This is a genomic window from Mesorhizobium sp. LSJC280B00, assembly GCF_000502835.1.
Taxonomy (GTDB): Bacteria; Pseudomonadota; Alphaproteobacteria; order Rhizobiales; family Rhizobiaceae; genus Mesorhizobium.
In genome coordinates this window covers 68,172-89,281 of the sequence record NZ_AYVL01000017.1, presented here as the reverse complement: position 1 = coordinate 89,281, position 21,110 = coordinate 68,172, and the positions used below count along the sequence as shown (strand labels likewise).

21 protein-coding genes, 1 tRNA gene and 1 pseudogene are annotated in these 21,110 nt (G+C 62.5%); 13 read left to right on the top strand and 10 right to left on the bottom strand.

All coding sequences use genetic code 11. From position 1 onward, the window contains the following. Nucleotides 1–154: 154 nt before the first annotated feature. From rpoD to X773_RS61765, 3 genes are all read left to right on the top strand, one after another. Complete coding sequence (gene rpoD, locus X773_RS61775; protein WP_023678297.1) at nucleotides 155–2,176, top strand: RNA polymerase sigma factor RpoD; 2,022 nt, start codon at nucleotides 155–157, stop codon at nucleotides 2,174–2,176. Nucleotides 2,177–2,381: 205 nt separating this feature from the next. Then, entirely contained in the window at nucleotides 2,382–2,675 is a 294-nt protein-coding gene (locus X773_RS61770; RefSeq protein WP_023678296.1) for a GYD domain-containing protein, read from the top strand. Between the two features lie 202 nt (nucleotides 2,676–2,877). Then, entirely contained in the window at nucleotides 2,878–3,258 is a 381-nt protein-coding gene (locus X773_RS61765; RefSeq protein WP_031212109.1) for a DCC1-like thiol-disulfide oxidoreductase family protein, read from the top strand. A 63-nt stretch (nucleotides 3,259–3,321) separates the two neighbouring features. On the opposite strand, the gene X773_RS61760 is transcribed toward X773_RS61765, so the two are convergent. Continuing rightward, complete coding sequence (locus X773_RS61760) at nucleotides 3,322–3,579, bottom strand: DUF2798 domain-containing protein (protein ID WP_031212108.1); 258 nt, start codon at nucleotides 3,577–3,579, stop codon at nucleotides 3,322–3,324. A gap of 270 nt (nucleotides 3,580–3,849) precedes the next feature. Here X773_RS61760 and X773_RS61755 point away from each other — a divergent pair, with 270 nt between their 5' ends. Together X773_RS61755 and X773_RS61750 are read left to right on the top strand one after the other, a co-directional pair. Further along, entirely contained in the window at nucleotides 3,850–4,533 is a 684-nt protein-coding gene (locus X773_RS61755; RefSeq protein ID WP_023678292.1) for a PadR family transcriptional regulator, read from the top strand. 113 nt (nucleotides 4,534–4,646) lie between these two features. Beyond that, nucleotides 4,647–4,937: an HlyU family transcriptional regulator gene (locus X773_RS61750; protein WP_023678291.1), complete on the top strand. Its 291-nt coding sequence runs from the start codon at nucleotides 4,647–4,649 to the stop codon at nucleotides 4,935–4,937. Nucleotides 4,938–4,945: 8 nt separating this feature from the next. Here the strand turns inward: X773_RS61750 and X773_RS61745 are convergent. From X773_RS61745 to X773_RS61735, 3 genes and pseudogenes are all read right to left on the bottom strand, one after another. Further along, a pseudogene (locus X773_RS61745) lies at nucleotides 4,946–6,484 on the bottom strand (polynucleotide kinase-phosphatase); the annotation flags it as partial. A gap of 126 nt (nucleotides 6,485–6,610) precedes the next feature. Next, complete coding sequence (locus X773_RS61740) at nucleotides 6,611–7,993, bottom strand: 3' terminal RNA ribose 2'-O-methyltransferase Hen1 (protein ID WP_023678289.1); 1,383 nt, start codon at nucleotides 7,991–7,993, stop codon at nucleotides 6,611–6,613. 131 nt (nucleotides 7,994–8,124) lie between these two features. Continuing rightward, complete coding sequence (locus tag X773_RS61735; RefSeq protein WP_023678288.1) at nucleotides 8,125–8,769, bottom strand: FMN-dependent NADH-azoreductase; 645 nt, start codon at nucleotides 8,767–8,769, stop codon at nucleotides 8,125–8,127. Nucleotides 8,770–8,879: 110 nt separating this feature from the next. Between X773_RS61735 and X773_RS61730 the strand changes: the two genes are divergently transcribed. Further along, nucleotides 8,880–9,836, top strand: a complete 957-nt coding sequence (locus X773_RS61730; protein WP_023678287.1) for a LysR family transcriptional regulator — start codon at nucleotides 8,880–8,882, stop codon at nucleotides 9,834–9,836. On the opposite strand, the gene X773_RS61725 is transcribed toward X773_RS61730, so the two are convergent. Beyond that, nucleotides 9,769–10,395, bottom strand: coding sequence for a TetR/AcrR family transcriptional regulator (locus X773_RS61725; protein WP_023678286.1), 627 nt, complete (start codon nucleotides 10,393–10,395; stop codon nucleotides 9,769–9,771). The genes X773_RS61730 and X773_RS61725 overlap by 68 nt on opposite strands. 66 nt (nucleotides 10,396–10,461) lie before the next feature. Here X773_RS61725 and X773_RS61720 point away from each other — a divergent pair, with 66 nt between their 5' ends. After that, nucleotides 10,462–10,887, top strand: coding sequence for a VOC family protein (locus X773_RS61720; protein WP_023678285.1), 426 nt, complete (start codon nucleotides 10,462–10,464; stop codon nucleotides 10,885–10,887). Here the strand turns inward: X773_RS61720 and X773_RS61715 are convergent. After that, nucleotides 10,884–11,834, bottom strand: coding sequence for a trypsin-like peptidase domain-containing protein (locus tag X773_RS61715; protein ID WP_023678284.1), 951 nt, complete (start codon nucleotides 11,832–11,834; stop codon nucleotides 10,884–10,886). The genes X773_RS61720 and X773_RS61715 overlap by 4 nt on opposite strands. Before the next feature lie 170 nt (nucleotides 11,835–12,004). Here X773_RS61715 and X773_RS61710 point away from each other — a divergent pair, with 170 nt between their 5' ends. The 3 genes from X773_RS61710 (at nucleotide 12,005) to X773_RS61700 (ending at nucleotide 14,498) form a co-directional block, all read left to right on the top strand. Then, nucleotides 12,005–12,874, top strand: coding sequence for a S1C family serine protease (locus X773_RS61710; RefSeq protein ID WP_023678283.1), 870 nt, complete (start codon nucleotides 12,005–12,007; stop codon nucleotides 12,872–12,874). A 7-nt stretch (nucleotides 12,875–12,881) separates the two neighbouring features. Beyond that, nucleotides 12,882–13,517: a helix-turn-helix transcriptional regulator gene (locus X773_RS61705; RefSeq protein WP_023678282.1), complete on the top strand. Its 636-nt coding sequence runs from the start codon at nucleotides 12,882–12,884 to the stop codon at nucleotides 13,515–13,517. Between the two features lie 114 nt (nucleotides 13,518–13,631). After that, nucleotides 13,632–14,498 carry an NAD(P)-dependent oxidoreductase gene (locus X773_RS61700; protein WP_023678281.1) on the top strand — a complete coding sequence of 289 codons (867 nt, stop codon included), beginning with the start codon at nucleotides 13,632–13,634 and terminating at the stop codon, nucleotides 14,496–14,498. A gap of 54 nt (nucleotides 14,499–14,552) precedes the next feature. Here X773_RS61700 and X773_RS61695 read toward each other — a convergent pair whose 3' ends face one another. Both X773_RS61695 and X773_RS61690 read right to left on the bottom strand, forming a co-directional pair. Next, nucleotides 14,553–15,068, bottom strand: a complete 516-nt coding sequence (locus tag X773_RS61695) for a TIGR00645 family protein (RefSeq protein WP_023678280.1) — start codon at nucleotides 15,066–15,068, stop codon at nucleotides 14,553–14,555. A 239-nt stretch (nucleotides 15,069–15,307) separates the two neighbouring features. Continuing rightward, nucleotides 15,308–17,311, bottom strand: coding sequence for an OmpA family protein (locus tag X773_RS61690; RefSeq protein ID WP_023678279.1), 2,004 nt, complete (start codon nucleotides 17,309–17,311; stop codon nucleotides 15,308–15,310). A 235-nt stretch (nucleotides 17,312–17,546) separates the two neighbouring features. Here X773_RS61690 and X773_RS61685 point away from each other — a divergent pair, with 235 nt between their 5' ends. Further along, entirely contained in the window at nucleotides 17,547–17,993 is a 447-nt protein-coding gene (locus X773_RS61685) for a YcgN family cysteine cluster protein (RefSeq protein WP_023678278.1), read from the top strand. Nucleotides 17,994–18,235: 242 nt separating this feature from the next. Continuing rightward, nucleotides 18,236–18,595: a hypothetical protein gene (locus tag X773_RS61680; protein WP_023678277.1), complete on the top strand. Its 360-nt coding sequence runs from the start codon at nucleotides 18,236–18,238 to the stop codon at nucleotides 18,593–18,595. 113 nt (nucleotides 18,596–18,708) lie between these two features. Here X773_RS61680 and X773_RS61675 read toward each other — a convergent pair whose 3' ends face one another. Next, nucleotides 18,709–19,419, bottom strand: a complete 711-nt coding sequence (locus tag X773_RS61675; RefSeq protein ID WP_023678276.1) for an SIMPL domain-containing protein — start codon at nucleotides 19,417–19,419, stop codon at nucleotides 18,709–18,711. 184 nt (nucleotides 19,420–19,603) lie between these two features. On the opposite strand from X773_RS61675, the gene X773_RS61670 reads away from it, so the two are divergent. Further along, nucleotides 19,604–19,679 (top strand) — tRNA-Ile (locus X773_RS61670). A gap of 21 nt (nucleotides 19,680–19,700) precedes the next feature. Here X773_RS61670 and X773_RS0138385 read toward each other — a convergent pair. Then, nucleotides 19,701–20,918, bottom strand: coding sequence for a tyrosine-type recombinase/integrase (locus tag X773_RS0138385; RefSeq protein ID WP_245274750.1), 1,218 nt, complete (start codon nucleotides 20,916–20,918; stop codon nucleotides 19,701–19,703). Nucleotides 20,919–21,110 lie beyond the last annotated feature (192 nt).

Below are 21,110 nucleotides of genomic sequence, written 5' to 3'. Positions count from 1 at the left end.
GTCAGCTTGCCACAGATATCAGGGTTAATCTGGACTTAACGAGAGATGCAGTTACTGGCCCGGTAAAGCGCGTTCTGGAAGGAGCGCATCCAATTTGACCGGACCGGCAGCTTACGCGGCTTTGATACTCAGCCGCTTGGAGAAAATAAAGACTATGGCGACAAAAGAAAAGGAAGAAGTCGAGACCGAACGCGAGGCCGCGACCGATGGCCCTCTGCTCGACCTTTCCGACGATGCTGTCAAAAAGATGATCAAGGCCGCCAAGAAGCGCGGTTATGTCACCATGGACGAGCTGAATTCGGTGCTGCCCTCGGAGGAAGTGACCTCCGAGCAGATCGAGGACACGATGGCCATGCTTTCCGACATGGGCATCAACGTGGTCGAGGACGACGAGCAGGGCGAGGAGCCCGAAGCCGCCGACACCGCCGCTGATGCCGAGGAAGACGCCAACGAGCTCGCCGAGCAGACCGGCACCGCCGTCGCCGCCACCACGACCAAGAAAGAGCCGACCGACCGAACCGACGACCCGGTCCGCATGTATCTGCGCGAGATGGGCTCGGTGGAGCTTCTGTCGCGCGAGGGCGAAATCGCGATCGCCAAGCGCATCGAGGCCGGCCGCGAGACGATGATCGCGGGCCTTTGCGAAAGCCCGCTGACTTTTCAGGCCATCATCATCTGGCGTGACGAGCTCAACGAATCGAAGATCCTGCTGCGCGAGATCATCGACCTCGAGGCGACCTATGCCGGGCCGGAGGCCAAGCAGGCGCCGGTTGTCGAGCGTATCGAGGAAGCCAAGACCGAGGAAAAGTCGCGCCGTTCGCGCGAGGACGAGGACGACATCACCAATGTCGGCGGCGACACGCGTGGCCTGGTGGACGACGACGAGGAAGACGATGACGAGGCGAGCCTGTCGCTGGCGGCGATGGAAGCGGAACTGCGCCCGCAGGTGATGGAGACGCTCGACGTCATTGCCGACACCTACAAGAAACTGCGCAAGCTGCAGGACCAGCAGGTCGAGAACCGGCTGGCCGCCGCCGGCACGCTGTCGCCCAGCCAGGACCGCCGGCTGAAGGAATTGAAGGACCAGCTGATCAAGGCGGTGAAGTCGCTGTCCTTGAACACGGCGCGCATCGAGGCGCTGGTCGAGCAGCTCTACGACATCAACAAGCGCCTGGTGCAGAACGAAGGCAAGCTGCTCAGGCTGGCCGAAAGCTATGGCGTGCGCCGCGAGGAATTCCTCAAGGAATATCAGGGCTCGGAGCTCGATCCGAACTGGACCCGCTCGATCGGCAATTTGACTTCGCGCGGCTGGAAGGAATTCACCAAGAACGAGAAGGACGCCATCCGCGACCTGCGCGCGGAGATCCAGAACCTCGCCACCGAGACGGCGATTTCGATCCAGGAATTCCGCAAGATCGTCAACCAGGTGCAGAAGGGCGAGCGCGAAGCCGCGATCGCCAAGAAGGAAATGGTCGAGGCCAATCTGCGCCTCGTCATCTCCATCGCCAAGAAATACACCAATCGCGGCCTGCAGTTCCTCGACCTGATCCAGGAAGGCAATATCGGCCTGATGAAGGCGGTCGACAAATTCGAATACCGCCGCGGCTACAAGTTCTCGACCTACGCGACGTGGTGGATCCGGCAGGCGATCACCCGCTCGATCGCCGACCAGGCGCGCACCATCCGCATTCCGGTGCACATGATCGAAACGATCAACAAGATCGTGCGCACCTCGCGCCAGATGCTGCATGAGATCGGCCGCGAGCCGACGCCAGAAGAACTGGCGGAAAAGCTCGCCATGCCGCTGGAAAAAGTGCGCAAGGTGCTGAAGATCGCCAAGGAGCCGATCTCGCTCGAAACGCCGGTCGGCGACGAGGAGGATTCGCATCTTGGCGACTTCATCGAGGACAAGATGGCGATCCTGCCGATCGACGCAGCGATCCAGGCCAATTTGCGCGAGACGACGACGCGCGTATTGGCCTCGCTGACGCCGCGCGAAGAGCGCGTGCTCAGAATGCGCTTCGGCATCGGCATGAACACCGACCACACGCTTGAAGAGGTCGGCCAGCAATTCTCGGTCACCCGCGAGCGTATCCGCCAGATCGAAGCCAAGGCGCTGCGCAAGCTCAAGCACCCGAGCCGGTCGCGCAAGCTCAGAAGCTTCCTCGACAGCTGAGGCCAACAAGGGTTAGGGATTCAAAGGGCGCCGTCGGCGCCCTTTTTCGTTTGTGCATAGGCGATCGGCTATTCGACGCTATCGCTCTTGCGGCCTGCGGCTTGCGGGAGGATAATTTCGTATCGGATGCATTTCTGGGCGACAAACCCGGATGCCCGCCCCGGCGGTTGACGCCGTGCTCCGTGGCCCCGGAGGGAGGTGTGCCATGACAACTTACATCGTGCTGATCAACTGGACGGAACAAGGCGCCAAAAACGTGCGCGAGTCGCCGAAGCGGCTCGATGCCGCCAAGAAGATGCTGGGAGACATGGGCGGATCATTCAAGGCATTTTATCTCACCATGGGGGATTGCGACATGGTGGCGGTGCTCGAAGCGCCCGACGATGCCGTCCTGGCTCGTTTCTCGTTAATGCTGGCGACGGCTGGCAACGTCAGGACTCGGACGCTCAAGGCTTTCCCGGAGGATGCCTATCGCGAGATCATCACCTCGCTCGGGTGAGCCGCTGCTCCTGAAGCGCGTCGCGCTGAACGGCCTTTGCGACGCGCTTTAAGCTCATGCATGTCGTTATCGTAAAACCGCTGCATACCCTTTGGGCGACCTGGATCAGCGAAACCGGCCATTCCGCCGGTATCGTGTCACGTTGCGGCGCAACGGCATTTCTCGGATAATCCGTGCGTGTCCTCTGGTGCCGTTTCGAAATATGAGCAAGCCTCTGCTGACCGTCTGGTATAATACGCGCTGTCCGGTCTGTGATGCCGGTATCAACCGGCAGAAGCGGCGGCTGATCGAGGCGGTCAAGGCCGGCCGGATCGAATTTCGCGACATCAATGCCGAACCGGCGGCGCTGGCCGGATACGGCATAAGGCTGGAGGACATCCGGCGCCGGCTGTATGCGATCGACGCCGACGGCAAATTGCTGGCCGGCGCCGATGTTGCCATTGCTGTATGGCGGACGACGCCCGGCGAAGGCTGGCTCGCAACGCTGTTCGGCAATCCCGGCGCACGGCCGTTGACGCGCTATGGCTATGATCGCTTTGCCGATCTGCTCTATGCCTGGAACCGGCGCAAAGGCCGCTGGTAACGGGTATTATTCGCTCCGCACCGAAAGGTCCGGAGATTGTTTCCAGGCCTTTCGCGTGCCCTGCTATCGAGCCACGGGCTCGCAAAGCCAGCCAACGATGCGGCGCACCGCCGGCAGCACCAGCAGCAGCGTCGGAAAGGCCACCAGCCAGGACAGGCCCCAAGCCGTCAGCCAAGTGGCCAGCATGTCGGGCTGGAAGCCAAGGCTTTTCAGTGTCGAGATGAACGACACGATGAACGTCATCAGCAACGACAGCACCAGCGGGCCGAGCACGGCGGCATAGCGCGCAGGCAGCTTGCTGCGCGGGGTTTTCATGGTCATTTGGATTTCCCTGAAGCATCCGGTTCGTCGCCTTGCATCCTTTCGCCGGTATTGTCGGCGTAACTGCCCGGAACGACCGGGGTGGATGCGTTGCTTCACGTCAGACGCTTACGGAGCGGCCTTCGGCCCTCATGCACCCTCTAGCTGCCCTCGCTGGCGAAATCAATCCTGCTGGTGCCATTTTCAGATACATCGTAAGATATATCTTGACTCGACCGTGGCGGGCACTTAAGTGAGATATATCGTAAGACATAACTCAAGGAGCAGACAATGCACAAAGACAATCATTTCAGCCATCATCGTTTCGGCGAACGCGCCGAGCGCGTCTTCATGCATATGGCCGGCAAGTTCGGCGGACGTGGCGGCGGCTTTGGCCCGTTCGGGCATGGCATGAGAGGCGGCGGACGCGGCGGGCCGGGCGACATGTTCCGCGCCGGCCGCATGCTGGCCGACGGCGATCTCAAGCTGATCACGCTGTCGCTGCTGGCCGAGGCGCCGCGGCACGGCTACGACATCATCAAGGCGCTGGAGGAGCGCACCAGCGGCTTCTACAGCCCGAGCCCCGGCGTGGTCTACCCGACGCTGACCTTCCTGGAAGAGGCCGGATACGCCGTTTCTGCGGCGGAAGGCAACAAGAAGGTGTTTTCAATCACCGAGGCTGGGCAGGCGCACCTCAACGAAAATCGCGAGATGATCGACCACGTGCTCGAACATCTCGAGCGCTTCGGCCGCAAGATGGCGAAGGCGCGCGACTGGTTCGGCTGGAACGATGACGGCGACGGTGGCCGGCGCGGCCGCGGCCGCTCGGAAAAGCGCGACGAGTTTCGCGCCGTGCGCCACCGGCTGCGCGCCGCGCTCGGCGAGATCGTCGATGCGCCTGAAGCAAAGCAGGCCGAGGCAATCAGCATATTGGAAGCTGCCGCAGAGGCCTTGGAAGCGTTGGCGCGCGACTGATCTCTGGCTGCCAAGCAAGCTGCGGCCCTTGCCCGCTCGGCCAAGGACCGGTACTGAAAATCATCCTGCACCGCGCTATGTGGTGCAGGATGATTGCCGTTGGAGGATCCCCCATGTCTTTTCTGAAGCGTCTTTTCGGCGGAGGCAACGAAGCCGCCGAGCCAAAGACAGCGGCGCCGGCAAAGCAGATCGAGCACAAGGGATTTTTGATCAGCGCCACGCCCTACAAGGCGGAGGGCCAGTACCAGACCTGCGGCGTGGTTTCGAAGGAGATCGACGGCGTGATGAAGGAGCACAAATTCATCCGCGCCGACCGCTTTGCCGGGCTTGATGACGCTGTCGACATCTCGATCAAAAAGGGCATCCAGCTGGTCGACGAGCAAGGCGAGAAGATCTTCGGATAGATCGGCTACTACAGCCTTGGGTCGATTGGCTCGCTTTCCAACGCCAGCACGGCGAAGACACACTCGTGAACCCGGCGTAGCGGCTGCTTGGCGACAAATCGCGTTAGCGCTTCGTGGCCAAGCGCGAACTCTCTGAGCGCCAGGCTGCGCTTGCCGGCCAGGCCGCGTTCTCGGAGGCGGACGAGATTGTCGGGCGCGTCATATTCGGGACCATAGGTGATGCGCAAATATTCCGGGCCGCGGACCTTCAGCGCCGGCTGGATGAGCCCCTTCTTGCCACGGCTGACGAAGTCGCGTGGTTTGACCACCATGCCTTCGCCGCCTACGCCAGTCAGCGCTTCCCACCAGGCGACGGCCTCGGCACACGCGCTGCCGTCGGCCAGATCAACCATACGGCATCGAGTCGGCGTGACCACGCCGCCACGGGCGGCCAGACGGTCCGCGAGCGACATGTGCCAGACATGGTCCTGGTCAAACCAAACACGTCCCTCGCTGGCCAGCAGGTGGAAAGGCGCGGCCTTAAGGTCCTCGACGCCCGAAACCGGCCATACGTAGGGCGCCCAGGCGGTGGCGTATTTGGCTGCGCGGACGGCCCGGTCTTCAAGGCGTGCGTTCAGGCCGGCTGCATCGACGCCTCGCGCCATCGCACGGGCCAGCGCCTCGCTGCTGGCCTTGAGACCGGCGGCAGAGGATGTGGCCACAGGCGCATACTGGCTTTCGATCAGACTGCCGGCTTTGGCCGACCAAGGCATTATCTCGGCGTCCAGCAGCAGCCAGTCGCTGTTCAATTCTTTCCACAGATCCGCCGTGTCGACCTCGGCGCGGAGACGGGCGAGCAGGCCCTCCGTCATGGCACTGTCGTTGAAAAAGGAGCGTCCGGTGCGGGTCCAGATTGCGCCGGTTTCGTCGCCAGGGACCCCGAAGCGGCTGCGTGCCGCCTGCGCGTTCCGGCAGAGCGCGATCACTGCCCGCGAACCCATGTGCTTCTCCTCGCACACGATCTGCGCAACGCCGCGCTCGCGGAAGTAAGCGAAGGCATCCTCCGGACGTTCCAGCCAGCCGTCCTGGCTGCTGGTCTCGGACGGCGACATGGTCGGCGGCAGATAGATCAGCCATTGCGGCGAGAGCGCGAAGCGGCTCATCACCTCCAGTGCTGCCGACGCGTTCTCCTCGGCCACGACAATCCGGCCCCTCAGTCCGGTCTCGATCCAACGGCGACCGGAGACATCCTGATAATCGAGCACGCCGTCGGCGTCGGCCTGTGCCGATTTACCGGGACCGGACCCGCCCAGCGGACGTATCGGCTCCGACCAGGTCTGGATTGCCGGCACCTCGACCAGTTCGCGTTCCGGCCAGCGCAAGGCCGTCAGCTTGCCGCCGAATACGCATCCGGTGTCGATGCACAGGGTGTTGTTGACCCATTCGGCCGATAGCGTGGGCGTATGTCCATAGATAATGGCCGTCTTGCCACGATAGGCCGCAGCCCAGTCGGCACGGACGGGCAGCCCGAACTCGTCGGTCTCGCCTGTGGTCTCGCCGTACAGAGCGAACTGAGATAATCTCGGTCGTCAGGAAATGCTTGGCGGCGAAAGTCGACTTGCCCGATCCGGTCGAGCCGATCAGCACGACGAGGGCGAAGTCAGGAATGGTGAGGTTGGTCTTATCGGGTTCTCTCATCGGGTGAACACCGCCATCTGTGTGGGGGCGCCGAGGGTCGGGTCCTCGGCTCCGATACCGCTGAAGATGGCTGCATAGCCATAGATCTCGCCGATTTTGGCCGCCCAGGCTTGGAACTGAGCCCGGCTCCATTCGAAACGGTGATCGGGATGGCGAAATGCGCCAGAGACCAGTCTTGGAAACAGAGCGTTGTAGTCCGCATTCGGAGTGGTCACGATGACGGATTTGGGCGCCGTCTCACCGAAAACGATGCGTTCGACCAGGGGCAGCCTGTCCTCGTCGAGATGCTCGATGACCTCGACCAGAACGGCGATGTCGGCTGCGGCCCAACGGCTGTCCCGGTAGGTCAGCGATCCATGCAGCAGCGTGACCCGGCCCTCGGGCGGCCCGCCTAATTCGTTCAGCTTGAGACGCTTTGCGGCCCATTCCAGTTCGCGCGCCGCCGGATCCAGACCGAACAGCTTGTGGATCCATCGCTCGCGCACCAGCCTGTCGAGCAGCTTGCCTTCACCGCATCCCAGGTCCGCAACCGTGGTTCCTCCCGTCGCCCGAATGGCGTGGACAACTGCGTCCATGCGCAGATCGTTGAGCCGGATAGGCGTCTCAAGCGCTTCCTCGGGCGTGACGCGCAACTCGGCAGGTTGTGCCTCGCCAGCCGTCTCGGGAGCCAGTCGCTCCAGGGCGATGCGGGTCAAGGCCCTGCGATTGCCAAGATAGCGGCGCACGATCAGGTCTTTGGCCGGATGGTTTTCCAGCCAGCCTTCGCCTTTGGACAGCAGCTTGTCGATCTCTGCTTCGCCGACCCAATAATGCTTGGCATCGTCCATCACCGGGATCAGCACATAGAGGTGGTTCAACAAGGCGCTGAGTCGGCCCGTGCCAGTCAGCTTCAGATGGCCATATCGGGGCTCGCCTGCAGCACCCCCGTTTCCTTCGATTGGCGTCAGATCGACTGTCCAGCCCATGGGTTCGAACAAACTTCGAACCAGAACCTCACCGCCGCGCATTGGCAGTGGAGTAACCACGGCTTCCAGCGGCAGTTCGCTGTCGGCCAGTTCCTGGCGCTCCTTCGATATACCGGTCATCGCCGTCCGCAGCATTTTGTTCAGCGCCACCGACAGGAAGGATGATGCTGCGTAAGGCCGGTCGTTCACATATTGGTCGAGCAGGCCTTCTGCCTGGCCCTTGCCCCGCACCAGTCCCACAGGATCGACATCGAGCAGGAGTGCAGCCTCGCAACGGTCTTCGGTTGCCTCGGGATAGAACAGCCACGCCTTGCCGAAAGACAGGTCGGTCTCGTGCAGGCGATCCGGATGCTTGTGCAGCAAGAAACCGAGATCGGTGGCCGGACGGTGCGTTGTGGCAACGGAAAGGAACATCCGCGACCGATAGCGCAGACAAGCGGAATAACCAATGGCGGTTGTGTGGCCCACCACAATAGGTTGTCGCCAACGACAACAAGGACAGGCGCCGGCGCCTGCCCTTGTACAATTCAGACGATGCTGACGCTTTATGCCGCGGTGGCCACGCGCTCGGCATTTCCGGTCGCAGCCACAATGGCGTCGACCTTGGTCGAGGCCTTGGCCAGCGCTGCTGCCACCGCATCGGCGCCCATGCCGACCCCTTCGATGCGGATGACCTCGACATCGGTCATGCCGAGGAAGCCAAGCACGCTGCGCAGGTAGGGAATGGCGTGATCGAACTGCACGGCCGCACCTTCGGAATAGATGCCGCCCGAAGCCAGTACGATGTAGACCTTCTTGCCGGTGACGAGCCCCTTGGGGCCGTTCTCGCCATAGGCAAAGCTCTTGCCGGAACGGGCAATGTGATCGACCCAGGACTTCAGCGTCGAGGAGATGTTGAAGTTGATGAAGCCGGTGGCGAGAATCACCGTATCGGCCGCGAATAGTTCATCCAGCACGACATCGGAGACGCCAACGACTTCAGCCTGGCGTGAGGTGCGCGCTTCGGCCGGCGTGTAGATGCCGGTCGCATAATCGGCATCGATGTGCGGCAACGGATTGGCGACGAGGTCGCGCACGACAAGCGTGTTCGACGGATCGGCGGCAACAAGCTTTTCAGCGAATTCAGTAGCAATTCGGGTCGAGTGCGAGGCAGCGCCGCGCGGGCTCGATGTGACAAGAAGGATGGACATAATGGGGTCTCCAGGGTTGGATTAAAATCTCCTGGCAAATATGTGTGCGCAGACCCATTTGAAAAACTGGTGTATTTTGTATATTATCCATCTAAAATGTGGATTGAACGATGCAACCGAACCCGACGCTTGACCAACTGCAGATCCTGGTTGCGGTGGCCGAGACCGGCAGCTTCTCGGCCGCCGGGCGCAAATTGAATCGCGCGCAATCGGTGATCAGCTACGCCATCGCCAACCTCGAAGCGCAGCTCGGGCTGAAGCTGTTCGAGCGCGAGGGCACGCGTGAACCGCAACTGACCGATGTCGGCAAGGCGACGCTGGAAGATGCGCGGCGCATGGTCGGCGTGCTGCAACGCATCCGCTCGCGTGTCGACGGATACCGGCAGGGATTGGAGGCGGAAGTTACGCTGTCGGTCGACGTGACGCTACCGTCGCCGGTTCTGGTTCGGGTGCTAAAGGCATTCGAGGCGCAGTTCCCGGCCGTGACGCTGCGTCTCCATATCGGCTCGCTTGGCCTTATCCTCGATCATGTTGTCGGCGGACAGGCCGATCTCGGCATCGGGGGGCTTCTGGGTGAGACGGACGTGAATCTGCTTCGCATCGGCTTCTTCTCCCTGGTGCCAGCCGCAGCGCCTGATCACCCCCTGGCGCTGCTGCCGAGACCAGTGGCGCTAGAGGATGTCCGCGAACACATCCAACTGGTCGTCTCGGACCAGTCCGAGCGTACGCGCGGGCGTGACTATGGCGTCTTCGCCTACCGCACCTGGCGGCTGACGGATGTGCGCACCAAGCACGTGCTGATGCGCGAGGGGCTGGGCTGGGGCGGGCTGCCGCGATGGCTGATTGCCGATGATCTGGCGACCGGCCGGCTCGTCGAACTCGATCTCGAGCCTTACAGCGAAGTCCGCTCGCCGCTCTATGCCATGCACCGCGCCGATCGCAGCCCGAAACCGGCGGCCGCCTGGCTGATCGACCAGTTCAAGCGCCAGCTAGGCTGTTTCAACGAGTTCGAACCGGGTGAGATACCTGAGGAGCAGCCGGAGACAGGCCGTCGATCAGCGCCATGAGAACGGCGCGATAGTCCTCGATCGATGCTCCAGTTTCGATGGCGAGCGCTGCGCGGTCGAAGGCGGCTGCGAGCAAAGCGGTCAGTGCTTCCACAGGCAGTCTCGTCATGGAGTGCGAGCGCATCGCGGCAACAAGGCCTTCGCGCAGCGAACGGTTGCCATGGCGATTGTCGATCGCATCCATGGCGGCGCGGCCCAGCACGGCCGGGCCATCAAGCAGCAAGAGCCGCGTACGGCCGGGCGCACGCATGGCAGCCAGATAGGCATCCGAGCCGGCAATCAGCGCATCGCGGGCAAATAGCGAAGGCGGCGACGCGCGTTCGATCTCTTCCGAGACGGCTTGCGCCTCCTGTTCGACCACAGCGGCAAACAACGCCTGCTTGTCGGCAAAGTGATGATAGAGCGCGCCGCGCGTGACGCCGGCAGCGGCGGCGATCTCGGGTGTGCCGGTCTCGGCATAGGACTTTTCGGTGAACAGTTTGCGAGCCGCGGCGATGAGCTCGGCGCGAGTCGCGGCGGTGCGATCACGGTTGGAGCGACGAGCGGATCCTTGTTGCATACATGCAGCCTGTATGTTAATTCCATTTACCTGCAGACTGTATGTTATTTGCCGGGAGAAGGAAAGATGAGGACGACGAGCTATTATCCGGTGCTGATGACGAGCGACGTTGCCGGCACGGCAGCCTTTTATGTTGCGCATTTCGGCTTCAAGCCGCTGTTTGAGGCCGACTGGTACGTGCATCTGCGCTCGGCCGAAGACCGTCGCGTCAACCTCGGCATCGTCCAGGGCGATCATGAGACGATCCCGGAGGAAGGGCGGGGCCGCACATCTGGCCTGCTGATCAATTTCGAGGTCAGGGATCCGGATGCCATCTATAAGCGGATCACCGCCGCTGGCCTGCCGATCCTGCGGACGCTACGCGACGAACCCTTCGGCCAGCGCCATTTCATCACCAGGGATCCCAATGGCGTGCTGATCGACGTGATCAGGCCGATCCCGCCGAGCCCAGAATTTATGGCGCAATATGCGCAGGGTGCTGCGGCGCGCTAACTCGCCCGCGCCAACGGCATCACGGTGACCTGAGTAATGCCGGAGCGGCGCACCACCGTGCACAGTGTCTCGCGGCCGATTCGCTCGGCGTCGAGCATGCGCACCAGATCGTCGACGCCGGTGACCGGACGGCCGTCGATGGCGGCAATAATGTCGCCTTCCCTGAGGCCGGCTTTGGCCGCCGGGCTGTTCTTTTCGACGGTGCGCAGGCGCACCGCCGTGCTGCTCGATACTTGCGACAAAAGGGCTGCGCGGCGCGGCAGGTTGGTGGTGTCGGCGGAAACGCCGATGAAGGCACGGCGCACACGGCCGAAGCGGATGATTTCCGAGATGACGAAATTGGCGGTGTTGGAGGCAACCGCGAAGGCGATGCCTTGCGCACCGTGGATCATCGCGGTGTTAACGCCGATCACCTCGCCAGCCGAGGACACCAGCGGTCCGCCGGAATTGCCGGGGTTGAGCGCGGCGTCGGTCTGGATGACGTCGTCGATCAGCCGGCCGGTGGAGGCACGCATCGAGCGGCCGAGTGCCGAGACGACGCCAGTGGTGACGGTCCATTCGAAGCCGAGCGGATTGCCGATGGCAATAGCAATCTGGCCGCGCCTCAATCGCTTGGAATCGCCAAGCGGCGCGACGTCGGCAAAGTTGCCGTCGGCGCGCACCAGCGCAATGTCGGTGTCGGGATCGCGGCCGAGCACGCGGCCTTCCCTGGAGGCGCCATCCGGCATTGATACGCGCACGCTGCGCGCATCGCCGACGACGTGGAAGTTGGTGACGACCAGCCCGTCCTGCGCGATGACGAAGCCGGAGCCATGGCCGCCCGGGCCACCGATGCGCTCGATGCGGCAGACGGCGGGCCCGATGCGGTCGACGGCATCGGCGACCGTCGCCGAATAGGCATCGAGAAGGGCATCGTCATATTGCAATTGCTGGGCGGGCAGGGCCATCCGAGGGCTCCGTTTGGAACAAGATGAACAATGCCTATATGTGCGGAGCGGCCGGACCGGCCGCGACCTGACCAGATGGCCAGTCACATGCCCAAACTAGCCGTCAGGCGAGTATCCGCCAACGTCCTGCCGGGCGATATCTGGGTCACGAAGAACCCAGGAGACAGATCATGAGCGATTTCAATCTGAGCACGTTTTCCGACGCCATTGCCGACATCGCGGCAGCCGCGGCACCAGCGACGGCCAGCTTCGCGACCCACCACCGGACGTCAACTGCTTTCCACTGGCGGGACGGCTATTTCGTCACTGCCGAGGAGGCGGTCGAGGCCGGCGAGGAGATCGAGCTGACGTTTTCTTCGGGCGAAGCCGTCAAGGCGGAACTGGTCGGCCGCGACCCGTCCACCGGCACGGCCGTTTTGAAACCGGCCGGCGCGCCGGGCGCCCCGTCACTGGTAAAGGCGGATGCGGTGCGGCCGGGCAACCTGGCGGTCGTGGCGGGCAATAGCGACGGCACCTCGCTCGCTACCTTCGGCACGGTCGGCGAGGTCGGCCCGGCCTGGCGTTCAATGCGCGGCGGCACGATCGACCGGCGCATCAACCTTGCCGTCAATGCCGGCGGCCGTTTCGAGGGTGGCCCTGTGCTCGACGCCAAGGGTGGACTGATCGGCATGCTGCTGTTCGGGCCACGCCGGCGGGCGCTGGTCATGCCTTACGAAACGATCGAGCGGGCAGTCACGACGCTGCGCGAGAAGGGTCATGTGGCGCGCGGCTATCTTGGCGCCGGCCTGCATCCGGTCCGCAATGGTGATACCCAGGGCGCCATGGTGATGAGCCTCGACGATAACGGGCCGGCGAAATCAGCCGGTCTCAGTCTCGGCGACATCATCGTGTCGTGGAACGCAGAGACGGTGCATGGCCCGCGCGAGCTGATCCGCAAGCTCGGGCCGGACAGCGCCGGTGCCTTGGTGACACTCGGCGTGGTGCGCGGCGGCGAGAACCGTGAGGTTTCCCTGACCATCGGTGAAAAGCCACTGAGCTGAGGGATAGATGGTAAGCGGTGAGGTCGCTGGCAGACGGCTGACGGTGCTGATCGCGCTCGGTGACGTCGAGCGCGCGCGAAGTCTGTCCGCCGTTCTCGCCGCGACCGATGATCTGCGGCCGGTTCTGGCCGGCGAAGTCGACGGGCGTGAGGCGGCGGATGTCGCCATCGTCGATGATCATGGGCTACAAGGCGGGCTCGTCGACGCGGCTATGCCTCGCGTGCTGCTATCGTCGCGAGCGGCCCGCGAACGGCCGGCCGATACAGTGTTTGCCGTGCTGCCGGTGCAAGCGGACGAGTTGCTGATCGCCGCCGCCGCGCGGCTCGCGGCTGCGGGCTACCGGATTTCGCGCGACAGCCATGTTCTATCCGATCGGCATCACGATTTGATCTTCCATGACAGCGACCGGTTCGAAGAGGAACTGACCGACGAGCAGATCGTCCGGCCGACGCTTTCGCCGCGCGAGAGCGAAGTGCTGGCGCTGCTGGCCGAGGGCGCCCCCAACAAGGTCATCGCGCGGCGGCTGAACATCTCCGTGCATACGGCGAAGTTCCATGTCGCAGCGATCCTGACGAAGCTCGGTGCCGCCAACCGCACCGATGCGATCGCCATCGCCATGCGGCAGGGCCTGGTGCTGGTCTAGCTCAGATTGTCTCAAGGCCGACGCAGCGTAACCCGCATCCGGTGTGTTGGGCCTTGCGCGGCGGTTCTCAGCCGCGCAAGGATCGTGTCTTTCATGTTGAAGGAAGGCGCAAGGATGTCGCTCAAGGGAAAGACGCTTTTCATCTCCGGCGGGTCGCGCGGCATCGGGCTGGCGATTGCGCTGCGCGCCGCGCGCGATGGCGCCAATGTGACGATCGCGGCCAAGACCGCCGAGCCGCATCCGAAGCTGCCCGGGACGATCTACACGGCGGCGCACGAGATCGAGCAGGCCGGCGGCAAGGCGCTGCCGGTGCTGTGCGACATTCGGGATGAAGAACAGGTCGCCGAAGCGGTCGCCAAGACCGTGGAGAGGTTCGGCGGCATCGATATCTGCGTCAACAACGCCAGTGCCATCCAACTCACCGGCACGCTGGAGACTGATATGAAGCGCTACGATCTGATGCACCAGATCAACACGCGCGGCACTTTTCTCGTCTCCAAAATGTGCATTCCGCACTTGAGGTTGGCGGAAAATCCTCACATCTTGAATCTGGCGCCGCCGCTTGACATGAGGGCCCAGTGGTTCAAGAACCATGTCGCCTACACGATGGCAAAGTTCGGCATGTCGATGTGCACGCTGGGCATGAGCGCCGAGTTCGCCAGGGACGGCATTGCGGTCAATTCGCTATGGCCGATCTCGACCATCGACACGGCGGCGGTGCGTAACCTCCTGGGCGGGGCGACGGTGGCGGCGATGAGCCGTTCGCCCGACATCATGGCCGATGCGGCATACGCCATCCTGGTCAGGCCGTCGCGTGAGGCGACCGGCAATTTCTACATTGACGAAGAAGTGCTGCGCGCTGAGGGCGTCAGCGATTTCTCGGCCTATGCGCCGGGTGCGACAGGCCCGCTCGCCGGCGACTTTTTTGTGCCGGACGAGGTGTTCGGCCGGTCGGATACCAAAATCAAAGGTATCTACTGACGGAAAGTATCTCGCTACAGAAGTATCTCTCAAAAGACCGGCACAGACGCGTGCTCACTCCTCGGCTTTCTTGGCTTTGCCAAGACCCATCAGCCGGTCGATATAGGCAAGCATCAGTGCCGACAGAACGAAGGCCAGATGAATGATGGTCAGCCACATCAGCTGGTCGGTCGTGTAGGAGACCGAGTTCAGGAACACCTGCAAGAGGTGGATCGAGGAGATCGCTACGATTGTCGAGGCGACCTTGACCTTCAGCGAGCCGACATCGATCGTGCCCAGCCAATGCACCTTGCCGTCATTTTCATCGAAGCGGCTGACGAAGTTTTCGTAACCCGAGATGATCACCATCACCACCAGTGAGGCGACCAGCGCGGCATCGATGAGGCCGAGTATTTTCAGGATGGTGTCGGTGTCATCGAGCGTGAAGGCGACGGAGACGAACTCGAACAGCTTCTTGCCGAAGGACACGGCATAGATGGCAAGTGCCGCACCCAGTCCGAGATAGAAGGCGACCAGCAGCCAGCGCGAGGCGAGAATGATCGATTCGATGGCGAGTTCGAGGCGCTTCATGCGGCGATACGGGCTCCGTTGTCGGAGTGCCGTATTTCGGGCAGGCTGCGGCGGTTTGCAAGGTTGCAAAAAAACGAAACCCCGCCGGGGAGGGGAACCGGCGGGGCTCGTGTGTCCCGCTGGAGTCGGGACAGGGCAGGGAACGCCCTTTCCAGAATCTGGGATGGGTAACCGCGCGTTTCAAGATTGATGACCGCGCGATTCAATGGTTGATCAAATCGCGCGGTTCACATTGCGGTTTATTGGGCGCTGGCCACCGGCGCTACCAGGGGGGTAATCCGGCGGATGGCGACGCGGCGGTTCTCGCGGTTGGGTCCCGACGTGTTGACCTTGAGATACTCCTCGCCATAGCCCTGCGTCGTCAGGTTCTCCGGCGGGATGCCAAAGGCGTTGGTCAAGGCTTCGGCGACCGCCTCGGCGCGGCGGTCGGACAGAGCAAGGTTCGCTTCCGGTGTGCCGACAGCGTCGGTATGGCCCTCGATCAGGAAGCTCTCGGCCGGGTTTTTCTTCAGCAGCTTGTCCATGGCGTTGGCAACACCCTCCAGCTTCTGGACCTCGGTGTCGGAAATCGAGGCCGAACCGAATTCGAAGTTGAGCGTGTCGAGGTCGATGCGGCGGGCGATGTCGCGCACGCGGGCCGAGCGCTTGACCTCGTCGATCGAATAGAGGCGCTGGACCCTCTCGACCGGCGGCCGTTCGAGGAAGGTGTAGTAGTCGTCCGGATCCTCGACCTCTTCGGAATCCAGAATGTATTCCTCTCGCGGGATGGTAAGGCGCATCGGCGGCAGGTCGTCGCCCGGGTCGCGCCAGTCTGCATCATCGTCATAGTTCCGCTCGTCGACATAGCTCAGCACATATTCGCGGCCGTCGGGCGCGATGCGTGAACGCTGGATGACGTCGCCGTAGCGGTTGCGGATGGTGACGATCCGGACACCATTGTCACGCTCGACGATTTCCCGGGTGCGATCGCCCGACAAGTCCTCATAATAGACATTCCTGGCGCCGCGGTGCATGCGCGGTGCATCGCTGCTTTCGACGAACGTCTGGTTGTTGAACTGGAGGATGACGCGGTCGCCGAATTCCCTGAGGACGTTGGCACCCTGGGGGCGCGGACGACGACGAACATCCTCAATGTCCGGCGCACGCTCGACGCGCTTGCCTTTTTCCTCGGTCACCGGAACGATCTTTTCAGGCTTGATCTCCCGCTGGGCTGCCCGGTCGTCGGTGGGTGGCGGCCCCTGATCGACCGGAGCCGGCTTCGGGGCTTCCACCTGGTTCTCGCCCTGCTGGGCGGGCTGGTTGCCCTGCTGCTTACCGGCATTTTGGCCGCGCTCCTTGCCACCCTTGCGCTTGCGCAAGACATCTTTCTGGCTGTCCAGAACAGGTGCCTCGTTCGGATTGGCCTGGGCTTCACCCTGGACCGGATTTTCACCCTGGACAGGCGCGGCCTGGCCAGTCGAAGGCTGTTCGCCGGTCGAGGGCTGTTGCTCTCCTGTCACCGGCTGTTCGCCGACAGGCCTCTTACCACGTTTCTTGATCTTGTCCTGGGGCTGTTCGCCCTGGACGGGAGCGGCCTGCTGCTCGGTCGGAGCCGGTTGGGTCTGTGGGGTCGCTTCCTTATTGGTCGGCGCCGGCTGGCCTTCCGGCTCCGTGGCGGGTCCGGTCAATTCAGCAGGCTTCTTGCGCTTGCCCGGCTTTTGTCCGGGCTCGACAGTCGGAGCCTGTTCTACCGGGGCAGCCTCGATCTGCTGGTTCTGTTTTTGCTTCTTCTTGCGCGGATTGACGTTGGGCTGGTTGTCGTTTGCCGGCGCTGCCTGCTCGGCCGGTTGTTCCGATGGGGCCGCTTCGATCTGCTGCCGATTGCGCCGCTTCTTGCGGGGTTGCTCGGACTCGGCCGGAGCGATCTGCTCGGCCGGAGCGGATTCTGTTTGCTGCTGCTGATTGCGCCGCTTCTTGCGGGGTTGCTCGGACTCGGCTGGAGCCGCCTGCTCGGCCGGAGCGGATTCCGTTTGCTGCTGCTGGTCGCGCTTCTTCTTTCTGGGCTGCTCTGCCTGCTGGCTTTGCGCGCAGGCCTCCGCCGACTCGCCCTCGGCGCAACTCGATTGCACTGGGATGAGCGGCGCTGCGGTACGTTGCACGGGGCTGAATGCGGCATTGCCTTGCAGCGGGAACGCGCCTAGCGGCGCGGACGCCATCAACAGGCCAAGCGCCGTGCCTGCCAGAATCCGTGGTTGGCGTTTCATCATAAACACTCCTTGTGGCGTCCCATCCCTGCCCAAACTTTCAGCAACCATGTTTGGTTCCTGTTTGTAGGTTCTAGCCGTGGCACAGGGCGATTGACCGGCGTTTTGAAGGCGACTTCATGTCATTCGTATGGTCCTGGCGTATGTTCCGGCGTATTGTCCCGGCGTATCGTTCGGACGAGGGTGCACGGTTGCCGTGCTTGACCTTGAAGCGTCCGAGGGCCACATGCCGACGATGGAAAAGCCGTTCTGGAAGACCAAGACGCTCGAGGCGATGACCCCGGCCGAGTGGGAATCACTCTGCGACGGCTGCGGCAAATGCTGCCTGTCCAAACTCGAAGACGAGGACACCGGAGAGATCTACTGGACCAGCGTCGGCTGCCGGCTGTTCGACGCTGGAAGCTGCCGCTGCTCCGACTATGCCAACCGGCTGGCGCGTGTTCCGGATTGCGTCGGGCTGACGCCGCAGAATGTGCGCACCATCAGCTGGCTGCCCAAGACCTGCGCTTACCGGCTAGTGGCCGAGGGCCGCGATCTCTATTGGTGGCACAGGCTGGTGTCGGGAAGCGACGAGACCGTGCACGAGGCCGGCATCTCGATGCGCGGCCGGGTCAGCGCCAGCGAGACCGACCTTGCCGAGCCGGACGACTATTTCGACCATATGCTCGCGGACGAGCCTTAGGATTTTACCGCGAAATCGAGAATCCGGAACCGACGGCAAAACGGACGTTGTCCATCCACCATGCCCACCCTATGCAGCACCGCCGTCCATAACACCGGTTCCAGAAGCGAGAGACTATTCCGGTTCTGCCTCATGAACTGGAGATGAACGGCCGGTTCGCAAAAAATTCAGACAGACGGGTGCATTCTCCTCCCATCGGTTCGACGAAAACGTGTGGAAACCCTCAACAAGGAGAGAAGACAATGTTCAACACCATCAAGACGGCGGCTCTTTCGGCTCTTGTCGGCCTTGGCACGCTTGCTGCCATCCCCGCTCATGCTGACAGCATCTATCTCGGCTTCGGCAACAACCAGGATCCGCGCGTCGGCGTCTATACCGGCGACGAAGATGATGGTTACTATCGCGAACACCGGCGTCATGGCGGCTGGCGCCGGTCCTGTTCGCCGGAGCGTGCCATCGACAAGGCCGAACGCATGGGCCTGCACCGCGCCCGCATCATCGACATCAACCGCCGCACGGTCAAGGTCGCCGGCCGCCAGTATGGCGACCGCGTCGTGATCGTATTCGCCAACGAGCGCGGCTGTCCGATCATCTATCGCTAAGGTCTTCGGGCCTGCGGCCGGCTGACTTGCAGCCGGGCCTTTCCGCCAGGAAGCGCGGCTCAAAAAACCCTGGAGGATCGATCCTCCGGGGTTTTTCATGCTGCAAGCGATGATCATTTCAATTCGAAAGTCACCGTCACCTGTGCGGTATAGGAATTTTCGCCGGCTTGCACCGGGACCGACGCACCGGCGGCATCGAATGCCTTGGCGTTGATCGGCATCGGCGGTGGTGCGAAATTCTGGTCGGTGATTTCCAGGACCCGGCCGATGCCGACGCCGGCCGCTTCGGCCAGCGTCTTGGCCTTGGCCATGGCATTGGCGACGGCCTTCTTGCGCGCCTCGGTGACGGCTGCCGCCGGATCGTCGTTGGAGAAGGAGATGCCGCCGCCCTGGTTGACGCCGAGCGACACCGCCTTATCGAGAATGTCGCCGGTCTTGTCGATGTCGCGGATGCGCACCGAAAGGGTGTTGGTCACCTGGTAGGCGACAAGCTCGGCCTCCTGGCTGCCGTCGGGCTTGTTGGTGTAGTTATAGCGCGGATTGATCTGGATGCCCGCGGTCTGCAGGTCGCGCTCCTTGATGCCGGACGATTTCATGGCAGCGATCACTGCGGCCATCGCGTCGTTATTGGCATCGAGCGCTGCACGTGCCGTCTTGGCTTCACGCATGACGCTGAGCGTCAGCAGAGCCAGATCGGGTGCTATCGCCGCCTCGCCTTCACCGGTGACGACGATACGCGGCGGCGGTGGCGAATCGGCGGCGGCCGCGATCGCCGGAAATGCGATTGCGGCGGCAATCGCCAGGGGCAAAATACGTCTGGTCATGAAATCTCCTCGATCTGGGATCCCAAGACAGCCGAGTGTTGGCCGGCGTCCAATGGGCGACGTGCAATAGGTTATCAATATGGGCTGATTTGGGCGATCTCTGCCAGCCCCCTTGGAACGCCTGCTCGGAAAGCCCTCGGAAAGCCTTGTGCGGTTCAGGGAAAAACACTAATCCAGCGCCGTGGGGCCTGTAGCTCAATGGTTAGAGCCGGCGGCTCATAACCGCTTGGTTGGGGGTTCGAGTCCCTCCGGGCCCACCATTGGCTTTTGTGGCCGTTGATTTAATTGGATTTTTTGGCCATTTTTGTCCCACCTCTTTCAACCCCCTCAGAAAGTGGGACAATTTTGTTCTCTTTTCGATCGATAACCAGCAGGTATTTCGCCGCTCTCGCTACCTTCCGGCGACGCGCTTTCTTGATGTAGTGGTCGGGCTGCTGGTACGTAGTCCACCCATATATCGCCTTCAGCTGCTCGTGCGTCGCGCCGTTCTCAGCGGCGATCGTCGCGCCGGCCTTGCGAATTCCATGAGCACTGCAGTGCGGCAGCTCAGCTTGATCACACCACTGGCGCATCTTGTTGCCCAGACCGTTCTCCGAGAACGGGCGACCATACTCATTGACCAGGAAGGTCATCTGGTCGGAGGGCGTGTGCTCAAGTTCCGCCTCTAGTTCGGGCAGAAGCGGGAGCTCCACCAACACCGCATCCTTGTTACGACTGGTCTTCCCAGGCTTAATTCTGATCCACTTCTCCCACTGCTCGGTCTCCTCGTTGTAGACGAGCGTGATGTGCTGTCGACCGAAGATCGCGACGTCGGACAACCGCAGGCCAGTAAACATGAAGATCGAGAGCGCACGTCTGGCTGCGGTACCCAGCGGATGCCGCTTCTCATATTGAACGATCTCCGACACGTCCCATGGGTGCCAGCCGTCGCCGCTCTTTAGCCGTCTGATGCCGCGGGCGGGATTGGAGTCGACGCCCGGAATCTCTGTGTCCTTTGCCCACTCAAACATCGCGCTGATGGCTTTTACGATATTGTTTGCCGCGCCAAGGGCGTCGAGCCTGGTGTCCCTGATCTCCTTAACATGAGACCGTTTCATACCGGCGAATGGCAGAGATCCCTTGGTGGGATACTGAGGATCCGGGTCACCTTCGAGGGGATGAGGTAATTCGCATACGCGCTCCAGAATTGCTCGTCGGCGCGCCATAGTGTCTTGGGTGATTTCCGTGCCGCCCCGACGGTAATACTCCTGGCAAAGCCACAGCAACGTGCCTTTCTTCGCTGGCTCGGAAGGCTTGGGGAGGCGCCGGCAAATCTCGGGAAGAGTGCCGGGCCGAACATAAGTGACCTCGGCGCGCGCGCACCGCAGTTCCTCGAGGAACTCGTCGCTGCCGGTCGGTTCACGGAGCCGGACCTTCTTCCGACCCGGTGCGCGAAAATAGTACCGATCATTGCCGTGGCGATCAGTGTCCTTCACTACGCCCTTAAGAGCGACCTTCACGGGCTCATCCGTCATGTTCGTGGTTTTCGATCCCAAGGATTGTCTAGTGGCGGCGAATCTTCGTCAAGCTTTGGTGCTCCTCCGATTTGGCGGTGAGGGAGCTTTCGAAACGCCAATACAAGTTCCTCGACGTCCCAAACAATGCGCCCCTTGCTCGGCATTCGTGGCTGCGGCATCCGGCCGTCCTGGACC

Coding starts and splice junctions, on each gene's coding strand:
- rpoD (WP_023678297.1), top strand. CDS start 155: ATGGCGACAAAAGAAAAGGAAGAAGTCGAGACCGAACGCGAGGCCGCG.
- X773_RS61770 (WP_023678296.1), top strand. CDS start 2,382: ATGACAACTTACATCGTGCTGATCAACTGGACGGAACAAGGCGCCAAA.
- X773_RS61765 (WP_031212109.1), top strand. CDS start 2,878: ATGAGCAAGCCTCTGCTGACCGTCTGGTATAATACGCGCTGTCCGGTC.
- X773_RS61760 (WP_031212108.1), bottom strand. CDS start 3,579: ATGACCATGAAAACCCCGCGCAGCAAGCTGCCTGCGCGCTATGCCGCC.
- X773_RS61755 (WP_023678292.1), top strand. CDS start 3,850: ATGCACAAAGACAATCATTTCAGCCATCATCGTTTCGGCGAACGCGCC.
- X773_RS61750 (WP_023678291.1), top strand. CDS start 4,647: ATGTCTTTTCTGAAGCGTCTTTTCGGCGGAGGCAACGAAGCCGCCGAG.
- X773_RS61740 (WP_023678289.1), bottom strand. CDS start 7,993: ATGTTCCTTTCCGTTGCCACAACGCACCGTCCGGCCACCGATCTCGGT.
- X773_RS61735 (WP_023678288.1), bottom strand. CDS start 8,769: ATGTCCATCCTTCTTGTCACATCGAGCCCGCGCGGCGCTGCCTCGCAC.
- X773_RS61730 (WP_023678287.1), top strand. CDS start 8,880: ATGCAACCGAACCCGACGCTTGACCAACTGCAGATCCTGGTTGCGGTG.
- X773_RS61725 (WP_023678286.1), bottom strand. CDS start 10,395: ATGCAACAAGGATCCGCTCGTCGCTCCAACCGTGATCGCACCGCCGCG.
- X773_RS61720 (WP_023678285.1), top strand. CDS start 10,462: ATGAGGACGACGAGCTATTATCCGGTGCTGATGACGAGCGACGTTGCC.
- X773_RS61715 (WP_023678284.1), bottom strand. CDS start 11,834: ATGGCCCTGCCCGCCCAGCAATTGCAATATGACGATGCCCTTCTCGAT.
- X773_RS61710 (WP_023678283.1), top strand. CDS start 12,005: ATGAGCGATTTCAATCTGAGCACGTTTTCCGACGCCATTGCCGACATC.
- X773_RS61705 (WP_023678282.1), top strand. CDS start 12,882: ATGGTAAGCGGTGAGGTCGCTGGCAGACGGCTGACGGTGCTGATCGCG.
- X773_RS61700 (WP_023678281.1), top strand. CDS start 13,632: ATGTCGCTCAAGGGAAAGACGCTTTTCATCTCCGGCGGGTCGCGCGGC.
- X773_RS61695 (WP_023678280.1), bottom strand. CDS start 15,068: ATGAAGCGCCTCGAACTCGCCATCGAATCGATCATTCTCGCCTCGCGC.
- X773_RS61690 (WP_023678279.1), bottom strand. CDS start 17,311: ATGAAACGCCAACCACGGATTCTGGCAGGCACGGCGCTTGGCCTGTTG.
- X773_RS61685 (WP_023678278.1), top strand. CDS start 17,547: ATGGAAAAGCCGTTCTGGAAGACCAAGACGCTCGAGGCGATGACCCCG.
- X773_RS61680 (WP_023678277.1), top strand. CDS start 18,236: ATGTTCAACACCATCAAGACGGCGGCTCTTTCGGCTCTTGTCGGCCTT.
- X773_RS61675 (WP_023678276.1), bottom strand. CDS start 19,419: ATGACCAGACGTATTTTGCCCCTGGCGATTGCCGCCGCAATCGCATTT.